The 21,342-nt window shown below is 37.9% G+C and carries 18 protein-coding genes and 1 riboswitch; of the genes, 3 read left to right on the top strand and 15 right to left on the bottom strand.

The annotated features are described in order from the left end of the window. Positions 1–138: 138 nt before the first annotated feature. A complete protein-coding gene (locus GOQ16_RS13800) occupies positions 139–612 on the top strand; it encodes a DinB family protein (RefSeq protein WP_160069818.1) in 474 nt (157 codons plus the stop codon). Here the strand turns inward: GOQ16_RS13800 and GOQ16_RS13795 are convergent. The 14 genes from GOQ16_RS13795 to thiS all read right to left on the bottom strand — a co-directional run bounded on the left by GOQ16_RS13795 (position 561) and on the right by thiS (position 14,820). After that, a complete protein-coding gene (locus GOQ16_RS13795; protein ID WP_160069817.1) occupies positions 561–1,562 on the bottom strand; it encodes a helix-turn-helix transcriptional regulator in 1,002 nt (333 codons plus the stop codon). The two genes, GOQ16_RS13800 and GOQ16_RS13795, sit on opposite strands and share 52 nt — an antisense overlap. 75 nt (positions 1,563–1,637) lie before the next feature. After that, positions 1,638–3,197 carry a ribonuclease Y gene (rny, locus tag GOQ16_RS13790; protein ID WP_149912823.1) on the bottom strand — a complete coding sequence of 520 codons (1,560 nt, stop codon included), beginning with the start codon at positions 3,195–3,197 and terminating at the stop codon, positions 1,638–1,640. 253 nt (positions 3,198–3,450) lie between these two features. Beyond that, positions 3,451–3,741: a cell division protein ZapA gene (locus GOQ16_RS13785; protein ID WP_149912824.1), complete on the bottom strand. Its 291-nt coding sequence runs from the start codon at positions 3,739–3,741 to the stop codon at positions 3,451–3,453. Positions 3,742–3,790: 49 nt separating this feature from the next. Then, positions 3,791–4,099, bottom strand: a complete 309-nt coding sequence (locus tag GOQ16_RS13780) for a hypothetical protein (RefSeq protein ID WP_160069816.1) — start codon at positions 4,097–4,099, stop codon at positions 3,791–3,793. A 36-nt stretch (positions 4,100–4,135) separates the two neighbouring features. Then, positions 4,136–6,526, bottom strand: a complete 2,391-nt coding sequence (gene pheT, locus GOQ16_RS13775; RefSeq protein ID WP_160069815.1) for a phenylalanine--tRNA ligase subunit beta — start codon at positions 6,524–6,526, stop codon at positions 4,136–4,138. Positions 6,527–6,689: 163 nt separating this feature from the next. After that, positions 6,690–8,189 (bottom strand): sulfatase, encoded by a 1,500-nt coding sequence (locus GOQ16_RS13770; protein ID WP_160069814.1) that lies wholly within the window; start codon positions 8,187–8,189, stop codon positions 6,690–6,692. An 80-nt stretch (positions 8,190–8,269) separates the two neighbouring features. Continuing rightward, positions 8,270–8,983, bottom strand: coding sequence for a HesA/MoeB/ThiF family protein (locus GOQ16_RS13765; RefSeq protein WP_160069813.1), 714 nt, complete (start codon positions 8,981–8,983; stop codon positions 8,270–8,272). Continuing rightward, on the bottom strand, positions 8,980–10,092 hold the full coding sequence (thiH, locus tag GOQ16_RS13760; protein WP_204987487.1) for a 2-iminoacetate synthase ThiH: 1,113 nt from the start codon (positions 10,090–10,092) through the stop codon (positions 8,980–8,982). The genes GOQ16_RS13765 and thiH overlap by 4 nt, the downstream gene beginning before the upstream one ends. A gap of 6 nt (positions 10,093–10,098) precedes the next feature. Continuing rightward, complete coding sequence (locus GOQ16_RS13755) at positions 10,099–10,872, bottom strand: thiazole synthase (protein ID WP_160069812.1); 774 nt, start codon at positions 10,870–10,872, stop codon at positions 10,099–10,101. Next, positions 10,869–11,486 carry a thiamine phosphate synthase gene (gene thiE, locus GOQ16_RS13750; RefSeq protein WP_160069811.1) on the bottom strand — a complete coding sequence of 206 codons (618 nt, stop codon included), beginning with the start codon at positions 11,484–11,486 and terminating at the stop codon, positions 10,869–10,871. Before thiE ends, GOQ16_RS13755 begins: the two co-directional genes overlap by 4 nt. Continuing rightward, the gene (locus GOQ16_RS13745; RefSeq protein WP_160069810.1) at positions 11,479–12,216 is read right to left on the bottom strand and encodes a hydroxymethylpyrimidine/phosphomethylpyrimidine kinase; all 738 of its coding nucleotides are present in this window, start codon (positions 12,214–12,216) and stop codon (positions 11,479–11,481) included. Before GOQ16_RS13745 ends, thiE begins: the two co-directional genes overlap by 8 nt. Then, positions 12,204–12,776 (bottom strand): thiamine phosphate synthase, encoded by a 573-nt coding sequence (locus tag GOQ16_RS13740; protein WP_160069809.1) that lies wholly within the window; start codon positions 12,774–12,776, stop codon positions 12,204–12,206. Before GOQ16_RS13740 ends, GOQ16_RS13745 begins: the two co-directional genes overlap by 13 nt. After that, positions 12,773–14,587 (bottom strand): phosphomethylpyrimidine synthase ThiC, encoded by a 1,815-nt coding sequence (thiC, locus tag GOQ16_RS13735; RefSeq protein ID WP_192922533.1) that lies wholly within the window; start codon positions 14,585–14,587, stop codon positions 12,773–12,775. The genes GOQ16_RS13740 and thiC overlap by 4 nt, the downstream gene beginning before the upstream one ends. A 26-nt stretch (positions 14,588–14,613) precedes the next feature. Then, a complete protein-coding gene (gene thiS, locus GOQ16_RS13730; protein ID WP_160069808.1) occupies positions 14,614–14,820 on the bottom strand; it encodes a sulfur carrier protein ThiS in 207 nt (68 codons plus the stop codon). Between the two features lie 61 nt (positions 14,821–14,881). After that, positions 14,882–14,979: riboswitch (TPP riboswitch) on the bottom strand. A gap of 84 nt (positions 14,980–15,063) precedes the next feature. Here thiS and GOQ16_RS13725 point away from each other — a divergent pair. Further along, positions 15,064–15,954 carry a sugar phosphate isomerase/epimerase family protein gene (locus GOQ16_RS13725; RefSeq protein ID WP_160069807.1) on the top strand — a complete coding sequence of 297 codons (891 nt, stop codon included), beginning with the start codon at positions 15,064–15,066 and terminating at the stop codon, positions 15,952–15,954. Between the two features lie 39 nt (positions 15,955–15,993). On the opposite strand, the gene GOQ16_RS13720 is transcribed toward GOQ16_RS13725, so the two are convergent. Further along, complete coding sequence (locus GOQ16_RS13720) at positions 15,994–17,271, bottom strand: Gfo/Idh/MocA family protein (protein WP_160069806.1); 1,278 nt, start codon at positions 17,269–17,271, stop codon at positions 15,994–15,996. A 307-nt stretch (positions 17,272–17,578) separates the two neighbouring features. Here GOQ16_RS13720 and purL point away from each other — a divergent pair, with 307 nt between their 5' ends. Then, the gene (purL, locus tag GOQ16_RS13715; protein WP_160069805.1) at positions 17,579–21,271 is read left to right on the top strand and encodes a phosphoribosylformylglycinamidine synthase; all 3,693 of its coding nucleotides are present in this window, start codon (positions 17,579–17,581) and stop codon (positions 21,269–21,271) included. Positions 21,272–21,342: the final 71 nt, after the last annotated feature.

Genomic DNA, 21,342 nt, shown 5'->3' with positions numbered 1-21,342 from the left:
CATATTTCCGGTACAAAGATAAGATTATTGCAAAGAAAACGCCGTGAATAAAATAATTCAAAACACCAAAAGCCTACTGACAAACTGTTGTCACAAGCCACTCCTACCTTTGAAGAAACAATAAAACCACAAATAAAAATGGAAAAGACAGCAATTATTTCGAAAGCAGACTTATTAAAACACTGGTTAGGTCACCGTAATTTAACACGAAAAACAATTGAGAAATTCCCCGAAGACGAATTATTTAATTTCTCAATAGGTGGAATGCGTACGTTTGCGGATTTGGCAAAAGAAATGCTATCCTTAGCAGTACCAGGTTTATCTGGTATTGTATATGATAAAATAGAGAGCTATAATCATGATTTACCATTACATACAAAAGCCGATTTGTTAGCACAATGGGATAAGGACACCCATGTGCTGATTGATTTATACAACCAAATTCCCGAAGAAAGATTCAATGATGATTTTAATTTATTCGGCGAATACAATTTTCCAATTGTACACAATATTATTTATTTCATAGACAATGAAGTTCATCATCGCGCACAAGGATTTGTTTACTTGAGAGCCTTAGGTATCGAACCTCCATTCTTTTGGGAAAGAGAATAATCATCAAGAGAATTTATAGCATTTTGCAAAATAGTTTTAACCTGATCTTTTAAAATTTCAGGTTCATAAATTACAGCTTCGTCAGCAAACATCATAAACCATCTTGCAAAATGTTCGATATGACTGGTGTGGAATAGCATTTCTACACCATTATTTTTTTCTTCCTCTTGAATAAATCCATAATACTGCCGCTCCCAATGAAGATATCGGGACATCTCCTTACGTACCCATATGCGTATAGAGTGCAAGACTTCTTCTTTCTTATTCGCTTCTAAATATACGTTTAATGGCATAAATTGTTGTGTGTAACGTTCATCAGTTAAGCGTATACGCTCAATCCTATCCAATCTAAATTGACGGACTTCCTCACGTAAATGACAATACGCCATGAAATACCAAAACTGTCCTTCCTGAAATACACCAATAACTTCAATATTACGTTCTTGGCTATTACTTTCGACGGATTTATAGTGGAGATGAATTTGCTTTTTTTTGACCATACTTTCAAAAAGCGTAGCTAATGCTGTAGGCACGTTTTCATTCAGAAAATGTTTTTGCTTATTGATCAGAACTTTTGAATCCAAATCAGCTACATTTTCCTTATCAGCAAAACGTAAAACACCTTTCATTTTTAGCAGTGCATTGGTAAAATGCTCCCCCATTTCCTTGTCCAAATAATGTTGCATTAATTTCTCGGCTACCCCAAAACTCAGTGCTTCTTGTTCAGTGAAATTGACCGGTTGAATTTTATAGGTATGCATGAGCGAATAACCATAGCCAGCCTCTCCCATAATGGGGACACCAGCTTGCTCTAAAGATTTGATATCGCGATAAATCGTGCGCAAACTCACCTCATATTTATCTGCTAATTCTTGAGCTTTCACCAAGGGTTTAGATTGCAGATAAAAGTAAATACTAAGAAGTCGATCAAATCTTTTGGTAATGTCCATGTGGTAAAATTCTAAAAAGCAAAAACCCCAACTATATAAAGTTAGGGCTTTGCTATTATTTATCTTAATAAAAGTCTATTTTGCATAAGACACCGAACGTGTCTCGCGAATCACAGTAACTTTGATTTGACCTGGATACGTCATTTCCGTCTGTATACGGTTAGAAATATCAGCTGCCAAAATCTCAGCCTGAGCATCCGTTACTTTTTCACTTTCTACGACTACACGTAACTCACGTCCTGCTTGAATAGCAAACGTTTTATCTACACCAGGGTAAGAAAGGGCTAATTCTTCTAATTCTTTCAAACGTTTTATGTAACTTTCTACCACTTCGCGACGTGCTCCCGGGCGTGCTCCTGAGATAGCATCACACGCTTGTACTACTGGTGAAATCATTGATGTCATCTCGATTTCATCGTGGTGCGCACCGATAGCATTACATACGTCAGGATGCTCTTTGTATTTCTCCGCTAATTGCATACCCAAGATAGCGTGTGGCAATTCTGGGTTGTCATCAGGAACTTTACCAATATCGTGTAATAGACCTGCGCGCTTAGCATGTTTTACGTTAAGACCTAGTTCTGCTGCCATGGTAGCTGCAAAATTAGCTACCTCACGAGAGTGTTGTAACAAGTTTTGACCATAAGAAGAACGGTAACGCATACGTCCCACCATACGTATCAATTCAGGGTGTAGACCGTGAATACCTAAATCAATAGCCGTACGCTCACCAATTTCTACAATCTCGTCTTCGATTTGTGTACGTGTTTTCGCAACGACCTCCTCGATACGCGCTGGGTGAATACGACCATCCGTAACTAATCTATGTAAAGACAAACGTGCAATCTCGCGACGTACAGGATCGAATCCTGATAAAATAATTGCTTCTGGTGTATCGTCTACGATAATCTCAATTCCTGTTGCAGCTTCCAAAGCACGAATATTACGTCCCTCTCGACCAATAATACGACCTTTGATTTCATCATTCTCAATATTGAAAATAGAAACTGTATTCTCGATAGCGGATTCAGTAGCAGTACGTTGAATAGTTTGGATAACAACCTTTTTCGCTTCTTTGGATGCTGTTAATTTCGCTTCATCAACAATATCTTTGATTTGAATCATCGCTTGTGAGCGTGCTTCTTCACGTAATGATGTTACTAATTGCTCTTTTGCTTCCTCAGCAGTTAATCCGGCAATAGTTTCTAACTGGCTAATGTGTTGATTCTTTAATTGCTCAACTTCTTCGCTTTTTTTCTCATTTAACTCAATCAATTGATCAAGTTTCAGATTCTTTTTATCTAACTCTTGTTTTTCGCGATTAAGGTTTTCAAGTTTTTGATTAATAGATTGCTCTTTTTGTTTAATCGTATTTTCTTTTTGGCTAATCGTGTTATTACGTTGATTTACTTCCTTTTCGTGCTCAGACTTTAATTGAAGAAATTTTTCTTTCGCCTCTAATTGACGCTGTTTTTTAGTGTGCTCCGCTTGTTTTTCGGCTTCTTTTATGATATTCTCCGCTTTTTCTTTGGCCTCCTGCTCTTGCTTTTTGAACAACATTTGTAGTAAATATCGTCCAATAACAATACCAATTACAAGCGATATGATAATTGAAATTGTGGTTATTAACTCCATATTATTAATTTATATATATTAGTTTTTAATGTTTTTCTAGCAAAAAAAAACCGCAATTAAATTAACAGGTCCCAAGTATTATTAAACTTCGATTACACATGATTTGAGCGTATGATTATGACCTAGATGGCGTAAAGCAAAATGGCCTATATCTTGATATTGCTCGTGATATTGAAGCGTTAAGTTTAAAATAGTGACAACCCGAATTTAATTGCGGCAAATTCTTAGTTATATAGCTCTTATAAGAACGATATTATTTATTAAAGAAATCAGTTAGTAAATTATCCAATTCGTGAATGGACTGCTCCAGGCCAACATCTTGGTGCTGTGCTTGCTTCTCCGCTTTTATCATCCCTGTAGCATACTGCAGTACACACATAGACAATAAATCTTGTTTATCACGAACTGCATAATTTTCTTGCAATTCCTTAATTTTTTCATTTATCAATTTCGCAGCGTGACGAATTACTTCCTCCTCCTCCGTGGTAACACGTAATGGGTACACACGATCTGCGATATTTATTTTTATGGAAATTTCTCCCATGATTATCGAGCTTAATAACGTAATAAACTTATTTCCTAACTCTACTTATCTACTTCAATAAGTTTATACATCTGTCTATTTCTCGCACAAAATCGTTAATTTTTTGCTTTGTGTCAAGTATTTTTTCATTTATAGCTTCCTTATCTATATTCGCTTCGTCTAGAGATCGAGCTACTGCCATAGCTTTTGTTTGCTCTTCAAGTTGCTTTATCTTTTCAGTACTTGTCTCGAATGCGACTTGCACTGATTGTAATTCTAACTTTAACAAATCATTTTCCTCTTGCAAAGCTTCACACAACTGAATTAAATTTTTCGTTTTCTCAACGATAATATTCATTTGTGAAGATAATACTGCCATATTTTATTTCGCAATTAAAATTATTTGATTGGAGTTCTATCGCACTACAGCTTTAGTCTCTTTCTCAAAGTTAATAATTAATTTTTGAATAATGCTATCAATTTGTTTATCATTTAGCGTTTTTTCTTCGTCCTGAATCGTAAAACTCAGAGCATAAGACTTTTTGCCTTCTGGCAATTTATCGCCTTTATAAACATCAAATATATTCACTTCCTTTAATAGCTTTTTATCAGTTTTTAAAGCGACAGCTCTCAATTTATCAAAAGTAATTGCTTCATCAACTAACAAGGCTAAATCTCTTCGTACAGCAGGGAATTTTGAGACTTCTTTGAATTTGATTGAATTTTTACGAATAGCCTTCAGCAACAAATCCCAATCAAAATCAGCAAAATAAACTTGTCCGTCTACATCCGCTTTTTTCAGTGCATCAGCATGAACTGCACCTAGTGAAACTAATACTTTTTGGCCTTTCATATAATCCAAACCGTAAGCAAGATTCGCATTTGTCGTTTCTACGATTTGTAAACCTTCTACTTTAAGACGTTTTAAAATGGTATCAACAGCCGATTTCAAATTATAGAAATTCACGTTTTTAGAAACCGTATTCCATTGTTCGGCTTCTTTTTTACCTGCTAATGCTAATGCAAAACGTTGTTTTTCTTCATAGCCATCTTCCTTCAAGTGGTATGTTTTTCCGTATTCGAAAATTTTCAAGTCCGATAATCTTCGTTTTTGGTTGTATTCAATTGCTGTCAAGGCTGAATAAATCATGTTCTGACGCATCGTGTCCAAATCTGAACTCAATGGATTGAATAATTTAACAGCTGTAGCCTCATCATCAGCGTAAGCCGATTTTGTCAAAGAATTAGACAAAATCTCTCTAAAACCATTAGCTATCAATAAGTCTGCTACTTGATTTAATACTGTCTCTTTATCCGGTTTCTCCTGCGTATTCAGCGAAGCTAAAATCTGAGATTTCAATTCAATATTATTGTAACCATAAATACGCAACACTTCTTCAATCACATCCACTTCACGTGTTACATCTACCTTGTATGCAGGCACTTCAACAGAAAGCACACCATCATTTTCCGCAGTCACAACAATTCCTAAAGCCAAGATAATTTCTTTAATCTGCTCTGCAGGAATATCTTTACCAATCAATCGCTGGACATTGCGGTAGCTAACCTCAAATCTGAAAGGTTCAACTGGGTTTGGATAAATATCAGTAACAGAAGATGATATTACACCTCCAGCAATATCTTGAATCAATAATGCAGCACGCTTAAGCGCAAACACTGTAATATTTGGATCCGTACCTCTTTCGAAGCGGAATGAAGAATCCGTTTTTAAATTATGTCGTTTTGAAGTTTTACGTACAGATACAGGATTGAAATATGCTGACTCTAAAAAGATATCTGTAGTTGATTCGGTAACGCCTGAATATTCGCCACCGAAAACTCCTGCGATACACATTGGTTTCTCCGCATCAGCAATAACTAAATCATCAGCAGACAATGTACGATCACTACCATCCAAAGTCTTGAATGCTTCACCCTCAGATGCTTTACGCACAACGACTTTGTTACCAGCAATCTTAGCCGCATCAAATGCATGCAAAGGTTGACCTAAATCATGTAAAATATAATTCGTGATATCAACGATATTATTGATCGAACGAATACCAATAGCACTTAACTTCTCTTTTAACCAATCTGGTGATTCCGCGACTTTAACTCCAGAAATATTCACTCCAGAATATCTTGGAGCATCTTCACTTTCTACTGATACAACTGTACCTTGAGCAGATTGCTCAGTGAAAGCTTCAACATTTGGTAGCGTATAATTCGTACGGAAATACGCAGCCAAATCACGCGCTACACCTAAGTGCGAAGCCGCGTCTGCGCGGTTTGGTGTCAAGCCAATTTCAAAGCGGTAATCGTCTTTTATTTCGTAAAAATCCTTTACTAATGTTCCTACTTGCGCATCAGCAGGCAACTCGACAATACCAGCATGAGATGTACCTAAGCCAATTTCATCTTCGCCGCAAAGCATGCCTTCAGAAACTTCACCACGGATTTTTGACTTCGTGATTTTGAATGGCTCACCTGATGTTGGATGACAAACAGATCCTACAGTTGCAACAATTACTTTCAAACCCGCTCGGCAATTTGGCGCACCACACACAATATCCAATGGTGTACCAGTACCTACGTCAACCTTGGTAATACGTAATTTATCTGCATTTGGATGTTGCTCAGCGCTCAACACTTCCCCTACTACCAAACCTTCAAGACCGCCTGGTATAGATTCTACTTTCTCCACTGCTTCCACTTCTAAACCAATATCGGTCAATATCAATGAAAGCTCATCAGGTGTTTTATCTATATTTAAGTAATTCTTAAGCCAATTGTAAGAAATATTCATCTTTTAATTTTTTTGAGTTACAAAGATAGGTTTTTGCATAGCAGAATACAACAAAATATGTTTATGCACGCCTTATTAAAATGAAAAAACTAGATCAAAATCAGATAAAATAAGAAAAGACAAATCCGGGCGAATCTGTCTTTATCTACATTTATACAATATATTATTTTGTGGGTTCGGTTTTTCCTTTTACATACTCACGAGCTAAATGAGAAAGTTCAGCTACCACATCTTTATATTGCGGATTTTCAACCAAATTAATCAGTTCATGCGGATCATGTACAGCATCTGTAAGAAATGCTCCCGCACCATTACCATAAAATTCGGCATATCGCCAACGTTCTGTTCGTACAACTACTCCTGTAATTCCTTTGCTATGCTCGTTCCAAACTGTATAGGCTGGTCTTTCCCACGGTGCATTTGGATTTTGCAATAATGGATTTAAACTTACACCGTCTAATCCAGATGGCATCGGAAGACCACAGGCTTCGACCAGCGTAGGGTAAATATCAATTAGCTCGACAGTACGAGAAGATGACGTGCCGTTTCCTTTTGCTCTTGGATCATAAATTATAAAAGGAACGCGCGTGCCTTGCTCCCACAGCGATCCTGCTTTAGACCATTTACCTCTTTCACCCAATTGATAACCATGATCACTCCAAAAAACTATTAGGGTATTTTCTCTTAATCCTTGCTTTTCCAACTCATCTAATAAACGACCAACATTCCAATCCACATAACTAATACATGCTAAATAGGCTTTGATAAAATCTTTTGATTCATCTACAGAGGCCGTGCGATTAATAAACAAATCTGTATTTCTAAGACGTGTGGCGCCTTGAGGAAAACCAATTGGAACAACAGGAAGAGAAGAGAAATTGACAGGAAGTTGAATCTCTTCCTTGACATACAAATCAAAAAACTCCTTAGGTGCTATAAAAGGCGTATGTGGTTTAGAGAATCCAACAGCTAGGAAAAAAGGTTCCTTCTGGTTTTTACTACGTCTAATAAAGTCTAAAGCGCGATCTCCAACTTTGGTATCACCCAAATTTTGTGCTTCCTTGCCATGTAAAGCTCCCCAACGATCTGATCTTACAGACGAGTCAGCCCCCTCTGTTAATTTTGGTGCTGACCTCCAAATATTTGCATAATACTGCGTTGATGACACAGCTGAAGGCGGGTCTGTATTAATTGGTGCATTATGATCCCTAACTTCACCTCCTTCTACCCATGCATCTGTATCGTCAATTCCGCCGTGAAATATTTTCCCCGTACGCCAGGTGACGTACCCTTGTTCTTTGAAATACATCGGTATACTTTTCCAATCGGGAAATGAAGCCCCATACCACTCTCTGTTGCCGTATAATCCTGAGATAGTTGGTTTCCGACCAGTAAGTAATGAAGCCCTAGAAGGTCCACAAAGAGGATATTGGCAATACGCCCTTTCAAACAGCACCCCATCTTTTGCCAACTTATCTAAATTTGGAGTCTTTGCTAATTTGTGACCTAACACTTGCAAGTCGGCACGCATATCATCTGTAGCTATAAAAAGCACGTTCATAGGCTTCTTAGTAGCATTAGCTGATTTTTTCTTTTGCGCAAAAGCATTTGAGAATTGAAAAATCGAAATTAGTAAGATGCTAAGTAAGGCTGTAGATTTCATGGTTAATCATTTAATCACGAAATCTACAGCCTTTTCTATATTTAATTATCCTGCTGTATCCTGCCAAAGCTTTATCTTCATTAGAATTCTATCTGTGTAAAATGCCACTTTCTTAAATCAAATAGAAGCAAGGAATTCGTTGCCACCTCTATACCCACAATAATTTCTATACAAAGCATAGCCATCATACTTCCTATTACACCTGGTAAAGGACCTAAAACTCCGTTTACATCACAATTTGGAACCATCTCAGGATCGGGCGGCTCAGGAAAAACATCTCTCAGATGTTTGCTCCCTCTAAAATTAAATACAGCAACCTGCCCTTCAAAAGCAAAGATACTTCCATAAACAAGTACTTTATCTAAAACAACACAAGTGTCATTAATTAAGTATCTTGTATCAAAATTATCCGAACAATCAAGTACTATATCATAATCTTCCAAAATATCCTCAATGTTATCCGCTGTCAATTTTATATTAAAGCATTCCACTTCAATAGTAGAATTTAAATTCTTTATGAATTCAAAAGAACTATCGACTTTATATTTTCCAATACTAGATTCTTTATGGATAATTTGACGGTTTAAGTTATGCCATTCGACCAAATCAAAATCAACAATTCCTAATTTTCCAACTCCAGCAGCCGCTAAATATGGAAGCACAACACTACCCAAGCCTCCCGCACCTATGACCAAAACTTTAGCAGTTAATAGGGCGCGTTGCCCTCCGACACCAACTTCTTCTATAAAAATCTGTCGGCTATAACGATTAAATTTATCATCAGACTTTATCATAACACACTTTCCCAATCTTTGAACAAAGGTTCATACCCAGCATCTAAGATAACTGACTTGACATCAGCTACAGATCGCTCATCCGAAATTTCAAATTGTTCTAAAGATTGTGGATCTACAACATAACCACCAGGATTAGTTTTGGAAGCTGCGCTCATGCTTGTCACGCCATATCGAATAATATTGTTGCGAAAAACTTCGCTTTCGCGCGTAGAAATAGACAATTCCAAATCAGGATTCCAAATTCTATAAGCACAAATGAGTTGGAAAAGCTCTCGATCCGAAATTTCATAATTCGGATGAATCACCCCTTCCGCAGGTCTTAATCGTGGAAATGAAACAGCATATTTAGTTTTCCAATATTTCTTTTGCAAATAATCCAGATGCAAAGCATTGAAAAAGCTATCTACTCGCCAATCTTCTAAGCCAAGCAAGACACCCAAACCCATTTTATGCATTTCACTTCGACCTAACCGATCAGGCGTCTCTGCTCGGTAATCAAAGTTGGATTTCTTTCCTTTTGGATGGTACTGTTTGTACACTTCTTTGTGATAGGTCTCTTGGTAAACCAATATCGAATGAACGCCTGCGTCCGTCAATAGCCGATATTCATCTTCTTCCAAAGGCTGTACTTCCATTGAAATATTAGAAAATAATGGTTTAAGTAATTTTACCGCATTCAAAAAAAATTCGATCCCGACAGTATGGTTTGCTTCCCCACTTACCAACAACACATGATCGATCCCGCGTGTTTTAAGTTCTGCAGCTTCCAAAAGCAATTCCATATTGGTTAAAGTTTTGCGCTTGATCTTATTATCCAAACTAAAACCACAATACGTACAAATGTTTTGACACTCATTACTCAAGTACAATGGCGCAAACAATTGAATAGTCTTTCCAAAACGCTGTCGGGTCAATAATTGAGATTGCGTAGCCATTTGAGTTAAAAAGTCAGCTGCTACAGGCGATAACAAGATCATAAAATCCTGTAAGGTCTTCTTCCTTTTAGCCAATACAGTTTGGACATCCTGTGCAGAAACCTTATTGATCTGGGACTTCACAACATCCCAATCATACTTGGCAAAATGAGCTAAAAATGTTTCCAGCATAATTTTTTAAAATAAAAAAGTATCCAACGGGCTTGAAGCTTCTGCATACTGATGCACTTGAGGCACACCGCACTCAAAAGCTCTTCTACCCGCAATTGTTGCTTCTTTAAATGCTAAAGCCATTTCGACAGGATTACTTGCTACCGCAATTGCCGTATTCACCAAAACCGCATCTGCCCCTAATTCCATCGCCTTAGCTGCGTCTGAAGGCGCACCCAACCCCGCATCTACAACAACAGGAACTTGACTTTGCTCAATGATAATTTCTAAAAAATCTATTGTTCGCAATCCTTTATTACTTCCAATAGGCGCTGCTAACGGCATCACTGCGGCAGTACCTACTTCTTCTAATCGTTTGCAGAGAACAGGGTCCGCATGAATGTAAGGCAACACCACAAATCCACTTTTAATTAGTTTTTCTGCTGCTAGCAATGTTTCAATCGGGTCAGGCATCAGATAACGCGGATCAGGATGGATTTCGAGTTTCACCCAATTAGTTTCCATCGCATCGCGTCCCATCTCAGCCAACACTATTGCTTCTTCAGCAGTCCTTGCTCCCGAAGTATTGGGTAACAAATCTACTTTTGTCTGTTGGAGATAATGAATAATATTTTCTTGATTATTCTGCTTTAAATCAACCCTTCGTAATGCGACAGTAACCAAATTAGATCCTGAAATCTCGATAGCTTGCTGCATTTCTGTTAAATTTCCAAACTTTCCAGTTCCGAGAAATAACCTGGAATCAAATATTTTATCTGCTATTTTGAGTTCGTTTTTCATAATAAAGCTTCAATTTTAGACACCTCTAGTGGATTTTCTGTAATATACTTCGACAACGCTACACCATAGACGCCAACATGTTGTAATGCTGCAATATCTTCTAAGGAGATACCGCCAATAGCGATGATGGGTGGAAAAGATTTCAATTTATGTAGATGATCAAAAATTTGTTGATAGCCCGCTAAACCTAAAATCGGACTTAATTTTTCTTTGGTTGATGTAAATCTAAATGGCCCTAATCCGATATAATCACAACCTTCTTCCATTCTCAAATAAATATCATCTAGCGTGTTAGCAGTTCTTCCATAAATTTTTCCTTCACCTAATATTTGCTTTGCCTCTACTACTTTCATATCTGCTAGTCCCAGATGTACACCATCTGCATTGACAGATTTCGCAATATCCACGTGGTCATTGATTATGAGTTTAGCTTTATGTGACATGCACCAAACCTTTACCAGACGCGCTAGATCAAAAATTTCTTCTTTAGATGCATTTTTCCAGCGTAGCTGAACCCATTTCACGCCATTATTCAATGCCGTGATGATGTTGTTCGCTTGCTCATCCCAAGTGTTTCCCTGAGAGATGTATTGTAGTTTGCTTATCTTATTCATAATGGTATCCTAATAATGTTTGATTAGAATTTAAAAACCTATTTATATAACTCTTCGCCAATTTGCACGCTGATTCTAAGTCATTTCCTAAAGACAAATAGCCTGTTATCGCGCTAGCTAACACACATCCTGAACCATGCTTTTGTGGCAATTTTTCTTGACCTTGCTGTATTTCAATGATTTGATTTTTATAAAATAAAATATCTACACCTAGCCTTTCTTTGCTGTGTCCAGCCTTTTGAAGTACTGCCAATCCACCTACAGAATCAATTAAACCAAAAGAGATTAAAATGTTATATTCCAATATATTTGGAGTTACAAGACACACTTTAGGTAATACAATTTTCAATTTCACCAAATTGTCCATTTCAAACAAATTATAACCTGTAGTACTTCCTAAAACTGTATCCCAAATAATCTTACATTGCGGATTAATAGATAGCAATTCATCAACTATTTGACAAAGCATATCTGAGTTTTTCACCACACCAATTTTCACATACTCGATAGGGTAAACTTGCATGAGCCTCTGAATAGCTTCAAGTATAATTTCCGTTTCAAACCAATTCAAGGCAATAAATTCATTTTCGGTCTGTATTGTATTGCACGTCAAAACAGCCAAACCAAAAACTTTTAATTGTTCCAAGGTCTTGATATCGGCTAATACGCCTGCACCTGCCGAAGGATCAAAACCGCCTATACACAGCACATACGGTCTTACTTCTTGCATGACTTAAATGTTTCTAAAGGATTTTGGGATTGCCAAATCGCACCCAATAATGCTACTCCATCAGCACCTTTCGCTAATACTTCGTGCATATTTTGAGGAGTTATTCCCCCTAGTCCAATGAGTTTGGTGCTATAGTTTGTCCTAAATTTTAATTGTTTTGAAACAGAACTATCCACCCCATAACCAATTTTTGAAACACTTGGAAAAATAGGACTTAAAAAAGCGGAATCCCAAAAAAAACCTAAAGTATTAAATTCGTCTATACCATGAACCGAAGTAGAAAAGAATGAGTTATGCTTAGGTTTTGACAAGATCCCATTTCTTTCTTTTTCACTGTAATGGAAATGAGTCAAGCCAAAGTCAGCAGCTACATGAGGTCTGTCGTGCAAAACAAGTTTAGAATAATATGCGCTATCAATTTGTTTCAAATAGTCAATCACCGAACTATCATCTATAGAAGATTTACGAACATGAAAACGCTCTAACCCCTCCTCAAATAGTCTATTCACCCAAAGAGTCTCATTTGGCAAATTCTGCTCTGGACTAATAACAACTATCATAAATAAATTTCCTTGCCGTTTGCTATAAACTCTTCTGACTTTTCCAACATTCCATCTTCCACAGAATCACGAATCTCTTGCGTGATTTTCATCGAACAGAATTTCGGACCACACATCGAACAGAAGTGTGCGACTTTAGCAGCATCAGCAGGCAAAGTTTCATCGTGGAATTCGCGTGCTGTATCTGGATCTAATGACAAATTAAATTGATCTTCCCAACGAAATTCAAAACGCGCTTTGCTCAATGCATTGTCTCTATACTGTGCTCCAGGATGGCCTTTGGCCAAATCCGCAGCATGCGCCGCTAACTTGTATGTAATTACGCCATCCTTGACATCTTTTTTGTTTGGTAAGCCCAAATGCTCTTTTGGCGTCACATAACACAACATCGCACAACCGTACCAACCAATCATTGCCGCACCAATTGCTGAAGTGATATGATCATAACCCGGTGCAATATCCGTGGTCAATGGCCCTAGAGTATAGAATGGAGCTTCTTCGCATTCTTGCAATTGCTTTTCCATATTCTCTTTGATCAAATGCATTGGAACATGCCCAGGACCTTCGATCATTACTTGCACATCGTGCTTCCACGCGATTTTTGTCAACTCACCCAACGTTTCCAATTCTGCAAACTGAGCTGCATCATTTGCATCCGCAATCGCCCCTGGACGCAACCCATCTCCCAATGAAAAAGCAACATCGTATTGCTTCATAATTTCGCAGATATCTTCAAAGTGTGTGTAAAGGAAATTCTCTTTATGATGAAACAAACACCATTTTGCCATAATTGAACCACCACGTGATACAATTCCCGTTACACGATTTGCTGTCAAATGGATATAGCGCAACAAAACACCCGCATGTATGGTAAAATAGGAAACACCTTGCTCCGCTTGTTCGATCAAGGTGTCACGAAAAATTTCCCATGTCAAATCTTCGGCAACACCATTGACTTTTTCTAAAGCTTGATAAATAGGCACTGTACCAATCGGAACAGGAGAATTACGAATAATCCATTCACGGGTTTCGTGGATATTTTTTCCAGTAGACAAATCCATTATGGTATCCGCCCCCCAACGGCAAGCCCAAACCGCTTTTTCCACTTCTTCTTCAATACTTGAAGTGACCGCGCTATTTCCAATATTGGCATTGATTTTCACCAAGAAATTACGCCCAATTATCATCGGTTCGCTCTCTGGGTGATTAATATTATTGGGTATAATTGCTCGTCCAGCAGCTATTTCAGCACGCACAAATTCAGGCGTAATTTTACCTTTAGGTGTATTAGCACCAAAACTTTCTCCAGCGTGTTGATGTGCCATTCCTTTAGTAGCGCTTTCCAGTTGACCTAGGCGTTGATTTTCACGAATAGCGATATATTCCATTTCAGGAGTTATGATTCCCTGTTTTGCGTAATACAATTGGGTTACATTTTGACCATCTTTGCTTTTTTTAGGCTTTGCCAAATGCTGAAAACGCAACTCATCAAGTTTCTTGTCTGCCAACCGTTCCTTTCCGTATTCAGAACTAAAGTCTGGCAATATTTCAACATCACCTCTATCCAAAATCCATTGTTCGCGAATGCGTGGAAGTCCCTTGCGCACATCAATTTCTGCATTGATATCCGTATATGGCCCCGACGTATCGTATATGGTTATAGGAGGATTCATCTCCATCACGCCATTTCTTAATTTTGTAGGACTCAATTGAATTTCGCGCATAGCGACTTTTATAGGATGGATATTGCCCGAAATAAATACCTTTCGGGAATTCGGAAAAGGAGTCTTTGTAATTTGATCTTGTCTCATAATTTTGTGTATTTGATATGAATGAATTAACCACCTTGCGTTGCTGTCAAAAGAAGAATGTTGTCGTGGTTTTGAATTTTGGTTTCTGACCATTGGGATTTGGGAATCACACGCTGATTTAAAGCCACAGCGACGCCTTTGATTTGTCCTTTTGTTTTGAACAAAACCAATTCTTCTAAAGAACTAAGTTCTTGGTCGAAAAAATAAATTTGATGATTGATTGTAAGTTCCATTCCTGTTTTTGTTTTAAAATAAAACTTTAGGAATGGCTACGACATTGCGATTGCAAATACACGAAGACATCTCACTTTTCCCTACGCTAGTATGATCTAGATCAGGTTATGAGGGTAAAATCTCAGCCTACAAAATTGTAGACACCCCTAAAGTTGATACGAACTTAAGTATTAAAGTGTTACTTTCCAATAATATTTTTAATTTTAGTTTTTAAAATCTTCATAAACCTATAAAAAAACATCATGTTAAAAACTTTTATTGTTAGCATTTTAGTATTAATTCTTAATACCAATAGCTTTGGACAGTCTACTGAAAAGTTAAATTCAAAATTCGGTGGTGTACAAATCGGCGTGATTACTTATTCATACCGATCTATGCCACAAGATTTGGAGAGTTTGATCCAACAAATAAAAAATAGCGGAATTAGTGCGGTTGAATTAATGGGCGATCCTGTAGAAATTTATTTAGGACGACCAAGCGATCCTGAGAGTATCAAAAAATGGCGATCGAGTATCTCGATGAATGAATTCAAGAAAGTAAAAAAGAAATTGAATTCAGAAGGCATAAAAATATACGCTTACAAACCCAATCTGCTCAATAAAAATAGCACGGATGAAGAAGTAGATTTCGCAATGCGATCGGCAAAAGCTTTAGGTGCGAAATCTGTAACAACCGAACTCCGCGTAGGTGATGCAGAACACGCTGAACGATTGGGACGTATTGCTGCGAAGTACAAAATGTATGTAGGCTACCATAACCATTTGCAAGGAAATGATCAAACGTGGGATACAGCTCTCAAGCAGAATAAATTCAATTCGTTGAATTTAGATTGTGGCCATTATATTGCTGCTGGTGGAAATAATACTACGGAATCTTTATTAGCCTTTATTGAAAAAAAACACAAACGAATTTCAAGTCTACACCTTAAAGATCGCAAAAACAAAGAAAACGGGGCAGCGAATTTGAAATGGGGCGAAGGTGACACACCAATAAAGGAGATATTGTTATTGTTGAAAAATAAAAAATACAGCATCCCTGTGACGATAGAATTGGAATACAAAATCCCAGCGGGCTCTGATGCTGTGCAAGAAGTCAAAGTCTGTATGGAATTTGCAAAACATATATTACAATAAACGAAGAAGTCAGTTGCTAGCAACTGACTTCTTCGTTTATTAAAAATTGGTATAATCCCAATTGCCTCGATATGGACGCATACGCATATTATTAGCAAAGGAATTATCAAATATTTCCTGTTTAGGATCCCATTTAAGAGGCTTTTGTAATTCATAAGCTATATTTGCTGCATTACAAATAGAAGCTGTTCGGTGTCCCACTTCCACAGATGCCACGGGCAAAGAACGATTTTTAATCGACTTCACCCAATCCGCATAGTGATCATCCGAGAAGTGTACACGCTTATCACTTGACTTAAACTTCAAATCTTTTAATTTCGGATTGTCGAAACGTAAAAATGATCTTGAAACTTCCACCTTACCTTCTGTTCCTATAAATTGTATGGCATTTGTTTCTCCCCAATTCTTGTGATAAACCGTTGGACCATTTGCATATTTGTAATATAAGCCCGACGAAGCACTAGGCAAAGTTGGTGGCACAAACTCAATTGGTCCTGAATCGTCCATATCCAAAGCCCATTGAATAATATCGAACATATGCGCACCCCAATCAGAAATGTAACCTCCACCAAAATCCCTATACCAGCGCCAGCCAGCCCATTGAGGTGATCCCAATGGTGGTGCTAAATCTGGGTGATACCCTCTGAACAGCGATGGCCCTACCCACATATCCCAATCTAAATATTCAGGCACTGGAAGCGTTGGCAAATCGCATTGTTTGACAGCTTCTCCCACATGAACATTAATTGTATTTATGTCGCCAATATAACCATTTCGAATTAGTTCTACTGCTTGTCTAAAATTGTATTGCGAACGCTGCATACTTCCTGTTTGTAGTACGCGTTTGTATTTATTTACAGCATTGCACATTGCGCGCCCCTCATCAATGGTCAACGCCAACGGCTTTTCGCAATAAACATCTTTGCCTTGCTTGGCTGCATCGATGACATGCAACGCATGCCAGTGATCCGGCGAAGCCACTACCACAGCATCAATGTCTTTACGTTCTAACAACTCTCTATAATCCCTATATCCAGCAACTTCTTTATTGCTTTTTTTAGCGTTTACTCGATTCGCTTGTCCAATAAAATGAGCTAACTTCTGACTATCTACATCTGCAGCAGCCAATACCATTGTTTCAGGTAATTGTCCCAATCCATTTAGAAGAGTGCCAACCTGTTTTCCTACACCTATATAGCCTAAGTTTATGCGATCACTAGGTGCTAAAAAATTTGAGCCGCCTAACACATGTCGTGGAACAATAGAAATTCCAGCAAATGCAAGCGCAGTATTTTTAATAAAATCTTTTCTGTTCATGTTTTAAATTGGGTTAGATTTATTTAAATGAATTCACGTAGGAAGTAAATCAGATAGTAGCATAATATAGTGTATCTAATTGCTGAATAATCGGTTAAATCCCAAATGATAGATGTCGTTCTATCAAATTTAAATGTTTTAGCGGAGCAATACAACAACAATAAGTAGATATTTAAAAAGATGTCTTTATAGTGGAAATGTTTAAAAACACCTATTTACCAACAAATCTACTTTCATGCAAATCATTGTAAAATTATGCGTATTTTTGTGTTTTAATTTGAAGAACGTTCAAAACTAACATACAATAATGATCCATTTCTTTGAGAACCCATCGAACATCGTTTATGCTGTTCAAAGTGTTAACTCTTTATCACAAGAAGACATTACAAAACTAAACTGGCTATTCGGCAACGCCAAAAAACTTGACGAACAAACCCTTAACAATTTCTATGTAGGCCCTAGAGCAGCGATGATTACGCCTTGGAGTACCAATGCGGTAGAAATCACGCAAAACATGGGTATTCAAGGTTTGATTCGCATTGAGGAGTTTCAGCCTGTAGCAGCAGATTTTTCTGATTTCGATCCAATGATCTCGCAAAAATATGCTGCCCTGACACAAGAAATGTATACCATCAATATCGAACCAGAACCTATTTTGGAAATCGACGATATTGACGCCTATAATAAAGCAGAAGGGTTAGCTTTAAACCCTGAAGAAGTAGAATACTTAAATAATTTAGCGACTAAATTAGGTCGTAAATTAACGGATTCTGAAGTATTCGCTTTCTCTCAAGCAAACTCTGAGCACTGTCGTCACAAAATCTTTAACGGTACTTTTATCATTGATGGCGAAGAACAACCTACTTCTTTATTCAAATTAATTAAGAAAACATCTGAAACAAATCCTAACGATATTGTTTCGGCATATAAAGACAACGTAGCTTTCGTAAAAGGTCCGCGCGTAACGCAATTTGCACCTAAATCTGCAGACAAACCGGATTTCTACGAAGAAAAAGAATTTGACTCGGTTCTTTCTGTAAAAGCAGAAACCCACAACTTCCCTACTACGGTAGAGCCATTCTCTGGTGCTGCTACTGGTTCGGGTGGTGAGATTCGTGACCGCCTAGCTGGTGGTCAAGGTGCATTGCCTTTGGCTGGTACAGCGATTTATATGACAGCTTACTCACGTTTGTTGCAAGACAAACCTTGGGAAAAAGCGGTACAAGAACGTGAATGGTTATACCAAACACCAATGGATATCTTAATCAAAGCGTCTAATGGTGCTTCTGATTTCGGTAATAAATTCGGTCAACCATTAATCACAGGTTCTGTTTTAACTTTTGAACACGAAGAAGAAGGTCGCAAATTAGGTTACGATAAAGTAATCATGCAAGCTGGTGGTGTGGGTTATGGTAAATTAGATCAAGCTAAGAAACATACACCTCAAACTGGTGATAAAATCGTGATATTAGGTGGTGAAAACTACCGAATTGGTATGGGTGGAGCTGCAGTTTCATCGGCTGATACAGGTGCTTTCGGTTCGGGTATCGAGTTAAACGCGATCCAACGTTCTAACCCAGAAATGCAAAAACGTGCTGCTAATGCGGTTCGTGGTATGGTAGAATCAGACAACAATCCTATCGTTTCTATCCATGATCATGGTGCTGGTGGTCACTTAAACTGTTTATCAGAATTAGTAGAAGATACAGGTGGTTTGATCGATTTAGATGCATTACCTGTAGGTGATCCAACCCTTTCTGCTAAAGAAATCATCGGTAACGAGTCACAAGAGCGTATGGGCTTAGTGATTGCGGAAAAAGATATCGAAACGTTGAAACGTGTTGCGGATCGTGAGCGTGCACCGATGTATACTGTGGGTGACGTAACAGGCGATCACCGTTTTACGTTCCAATCGAAAACAACTGGTGCAAAACCAATGGATTATGCCTTAGAAGATTTCTTCGGTTCATCTCCAAAAACGTATATGAAAGACAACACTGTCGTGAGAAATTACGCAGATGTGGAATATAATGTTGCTGACGTTCCTACTTACTTAAACAATGTATTACAATTAGAAGCTGTTGCAGCTAAAGATTGGTTGACGAATAAAGTTGACCGTTGTGTAGGTGGTCGTGTAGCGAAACAACAATGTGCTGGTCCATTACAATTACCATTGAACAATGTGGGTGTGATGGCATTAGACTTTAAAGGTAAAGAAGGTATCGCGACAACTGTAGGTCATTCTCCAGTAGCTGCTATCGTAGATCCTGCTGCGGGTAGCCGTACAGCGATTGCAGAGTCTTTATCTAACTTGGTATTCGCACCTATCAAAAATGGTTTAGCTGGTGTTTCTTTATCGGCAAACTGGATGTGGGCTTGTAACAACGAAGGTGAAGATGCTCGTTTGTACAAAGCAGTAAAAGCTTGTTCGGATTTCGCGATTGAATTAGGTATCAATATCCCAACGGGTAAAGATTCTTTATCAATGAAACAAAAGTATCCGAATGGCGAAAATGTAATCGCTCCAGGTACTTTGATCATCTCTGCTGCGGGTAACTGTACAGATATTACTAAAGTAGTAGAGCCAGTTTTATCTAAAAATGCAGGTTCTATCTATTATATCAATTTATCGAAAGATAGTTTCAAATTAGGAGGTTCTTCATTTGCTCAAATCTTGAATAAGATTGGTAAAGAAGTACCAACTATCCAAGATGCTGCTTACTTCAAAACAGCGTTTAACACGATCCAAGATTTAATCCAAGCAGGTCAAATTGAAGCAGGTCATGACGTTGGTTCTGGTGGTTTAGTGACGACTTTATTAGAAATGACTTTTGCAGATGTCAACTTAGCCGCTAACTATAATTTATCTGGTTTAGGAGAAGCAGATACCGTGAAAGCATTATTCAATGAGAACATTGCGGTTGTATTACAAGCAAAAGATGATGCAACTTTCGAAGCAGCATTAACAAAAGCGGGTATCGAAGCAGTGAAAATCGGTCAAGCGATTGAAGGAACAGAAGTTTCTATTAAAAATAACGCAGATACGTTCACATTCAACGTAACTGAAACGCGTGACACTTGGTACAAAACATCATTCTTATTGGATCAAAAACAATCTAAGAATGGTATGGCACAAGAGCGTTACAACAACTATAAAAATCAGCCGTTAGCGTTTACACTCCCTGCTCAATTTGACGGTAAACTTCGACAAGCTCAGTCTGACAATGTCACTTTGAGCCCTGTCGAAAAGCCTAAAGCGGCTATCATACGTGAGAAAGGTTCGAATTCAGAGCGTGAGATGGCAAATGCGATGTATTTAGCTGGATTTGATGTGAAAGATGTACACATGACAGATTTAATTTCGGGTCGTGAGACATTGGAAGATATTCAATTCGTAGGTGCAGTGGGTGGTTTCTCTAACTCAGATGTATTAGGTTCGGCTAAAGGTTGGGCAGGTGCATTCAAATACAACGAGAAAGCGCGTACAGCATTAGAAAACTTCTTCGCTCGTCCAGATACGATGTCTGTAGGTATTTGTAACGGTTGTCAATTGTGGATGGAATTGGATTTAATCAATCCTGATCATGAAGTTCACGGAAAAATGACACACAATACTTCGGGTAAACACGAATCTAACTTCGTATCGGTGAAAGTTCAAGACAACAACTCGATCATGTTAAAAACATTAGCTGGTTCGACTTTAGGTGTTTGGATTTCACACGGTGAAGGTAAATTCAAGTTGCCATACGCTGAAGAAAAATACAATATCGTAGCGAAATATGCTTACGAACAATATCCACACAATCCAAACGGTTCGGACTTCAATACAGCGATGCTATGTGATACTACTGGTCGTCACTTGGTAACAATGCCGCATATTGAACGTTCTATCTTCCAATGGAACTGGGCGAACTACCCTGCTGGTCGTCAAGACGAAGTAACACCTTGGTTAGAAGCATTTATCAACGCTAAAGAGTGGTGTGTGAGTAATAAAAAATAAGTTGGACAAATCGTAATATTTGGAATCCTCCTGCGCTAAGAAGTGTAGGAGGATTTTTTTTGATATATTTG

This window comes from Sphingobacterium bovisgrunnientis (genome assembly GCF_009829085.1).
Taxonomy (GTDB): domain Bacteria; phylum Bacteroidota; class Bacteroidia; order Sphingobacteriales; family Sphingobacteriaceae; genus Sphingobacterium; species Sphingobacterium bovisgrunnientis.
Note: the sequence above shows the minus strand (reverse complement) of the source record. Positions and strands in the feature narration are given on the sequence as shown.

Excerpts from the sequence above, each read along its gene's own strand:
- GOQ16_RS13800 (WP_160069818.1), top strand. The coding sequence starts at position 139 with ATGGAAAAGACAGCAATTATTTCGAAAGCAGACTTATTAAAACACTGG.
- GOQ16_RS13795 (WP_160069817.1), bottom strand. The coding sequence starts at position 1,562 with ATGGACATTACCAAAAGATTTGATCGACTTCTTAGTATTTACTTTTAT.
- rny (WP_149912823.1), bottom strand. The coding sequence starts at position 3,197 with ATGGAGTTAATAACCACAATTTCAATTATCATATCGCTTGTAATTGGT.
- GOQ16_RS13785 (WP_149912824.1), bottom strand. The coding sequence starts at position 3,741 with ATGGGAGAAATTTCCATAAAAATAAATATCGCAGATCGTGTGTACCCA.
- GOQ16_RS13780 (WP_160069816.1), bottom strand. The coding sequence starts at position 4,099 with ATGGCAGTATTATCTTCACAAATGAATATTATCGTTGAGAAAACGAAA.
- pheT (WP_160069815.1), bottom strand. The coding sequence starts at position 6,526 with ATGAATATTTCTTACAATTGGCTTAAGAATTACTTAAATATAGATAAA.
- GOQ16_RS13770 (WP_160069814.1), bottom strand. The coding sequence starts at position 8,189 with ATGAAATCTACAGCCTTACTTAGCATCTTACTAATTTCGATTTTTCAA.
- GOQ16_RS13765 (WP_160069813.1), bottom strand. The coding sequence starts at position 8,983 with ATGATAAAGTCTGATGATAAATTTAATCGTTATAGCCGACAGATTTTT.
- thiH (WP_204987487.1), bottom strand. The coding sequence starts at position 10,092 with ATGCTGGAAACATTTTTAGCTCATTTTGCCAAGTATGATTGGGATGTT.
- GOQ16_RS13755 (WP_160069812.1), bottom strand. The coding sequence starts at position 10,872 with ATGAAAAACGAACTCAAAATAGCAGATAAAATATTTGATTCCAGGTTA.
- thiE (WP_160069811.1), bottom strand. The coding sequence starts at position 11,486 with ATGAATAAGATAAGCAAACTACAATACATCTCTCAGGGAAACACTTGG.
- GOQ16_RS13745 (WP_160069810.1), bottom strand. The coding sequence starts at position 12,216 with ATGCAAGAAGTAAGACCGTATGTGCTGTGTATAGGCGGTTTTGATCCT.
- GOQ16_RS13740 (WP_160069809.1), bottom strand. The coding sequence starts at position 12,776 with ATGATAGTTGTTATTAGTCCAGAGCAGAATTTGCCAAATGAGACTCTT.
- thiC (WP_192922533.1), bottom strand. The coding sequence starts at position 14,587 with ATGAGACAAGATCAAATTACAAAGACTCCTTTTCCGAATTCCCGAAAG.
- thiS (WP_160069808.1), bottom strand. The coding sequence starts at position 14,820 with ATGGAACTTACAATCAATCATCAAATTTATTTTTTCGACCAAGAACTT.
- GOQ16_RS13725 (WP_160069807.1), top strand. The coding sequence starts at position 15,064 with ATGTTAAAAACTTTTATTGTTAGCATTTTAGTATTAATTCTTAATACC.
- GOQ16_RS13720 (WP_160069806.1), bottom strand. The coding sequence starts at position 17,271 with ATGAACAGAAAAGATTTTATTAAAAATACTGCGCTTGCATTTGCTGGA.
- purL (WP_160069805.1), top strand. The coding sequence starts at position 17,579 with ATGATCCATTTCTTTGAGAACCCATCGAACATCGTTTATGCTGTTCAA.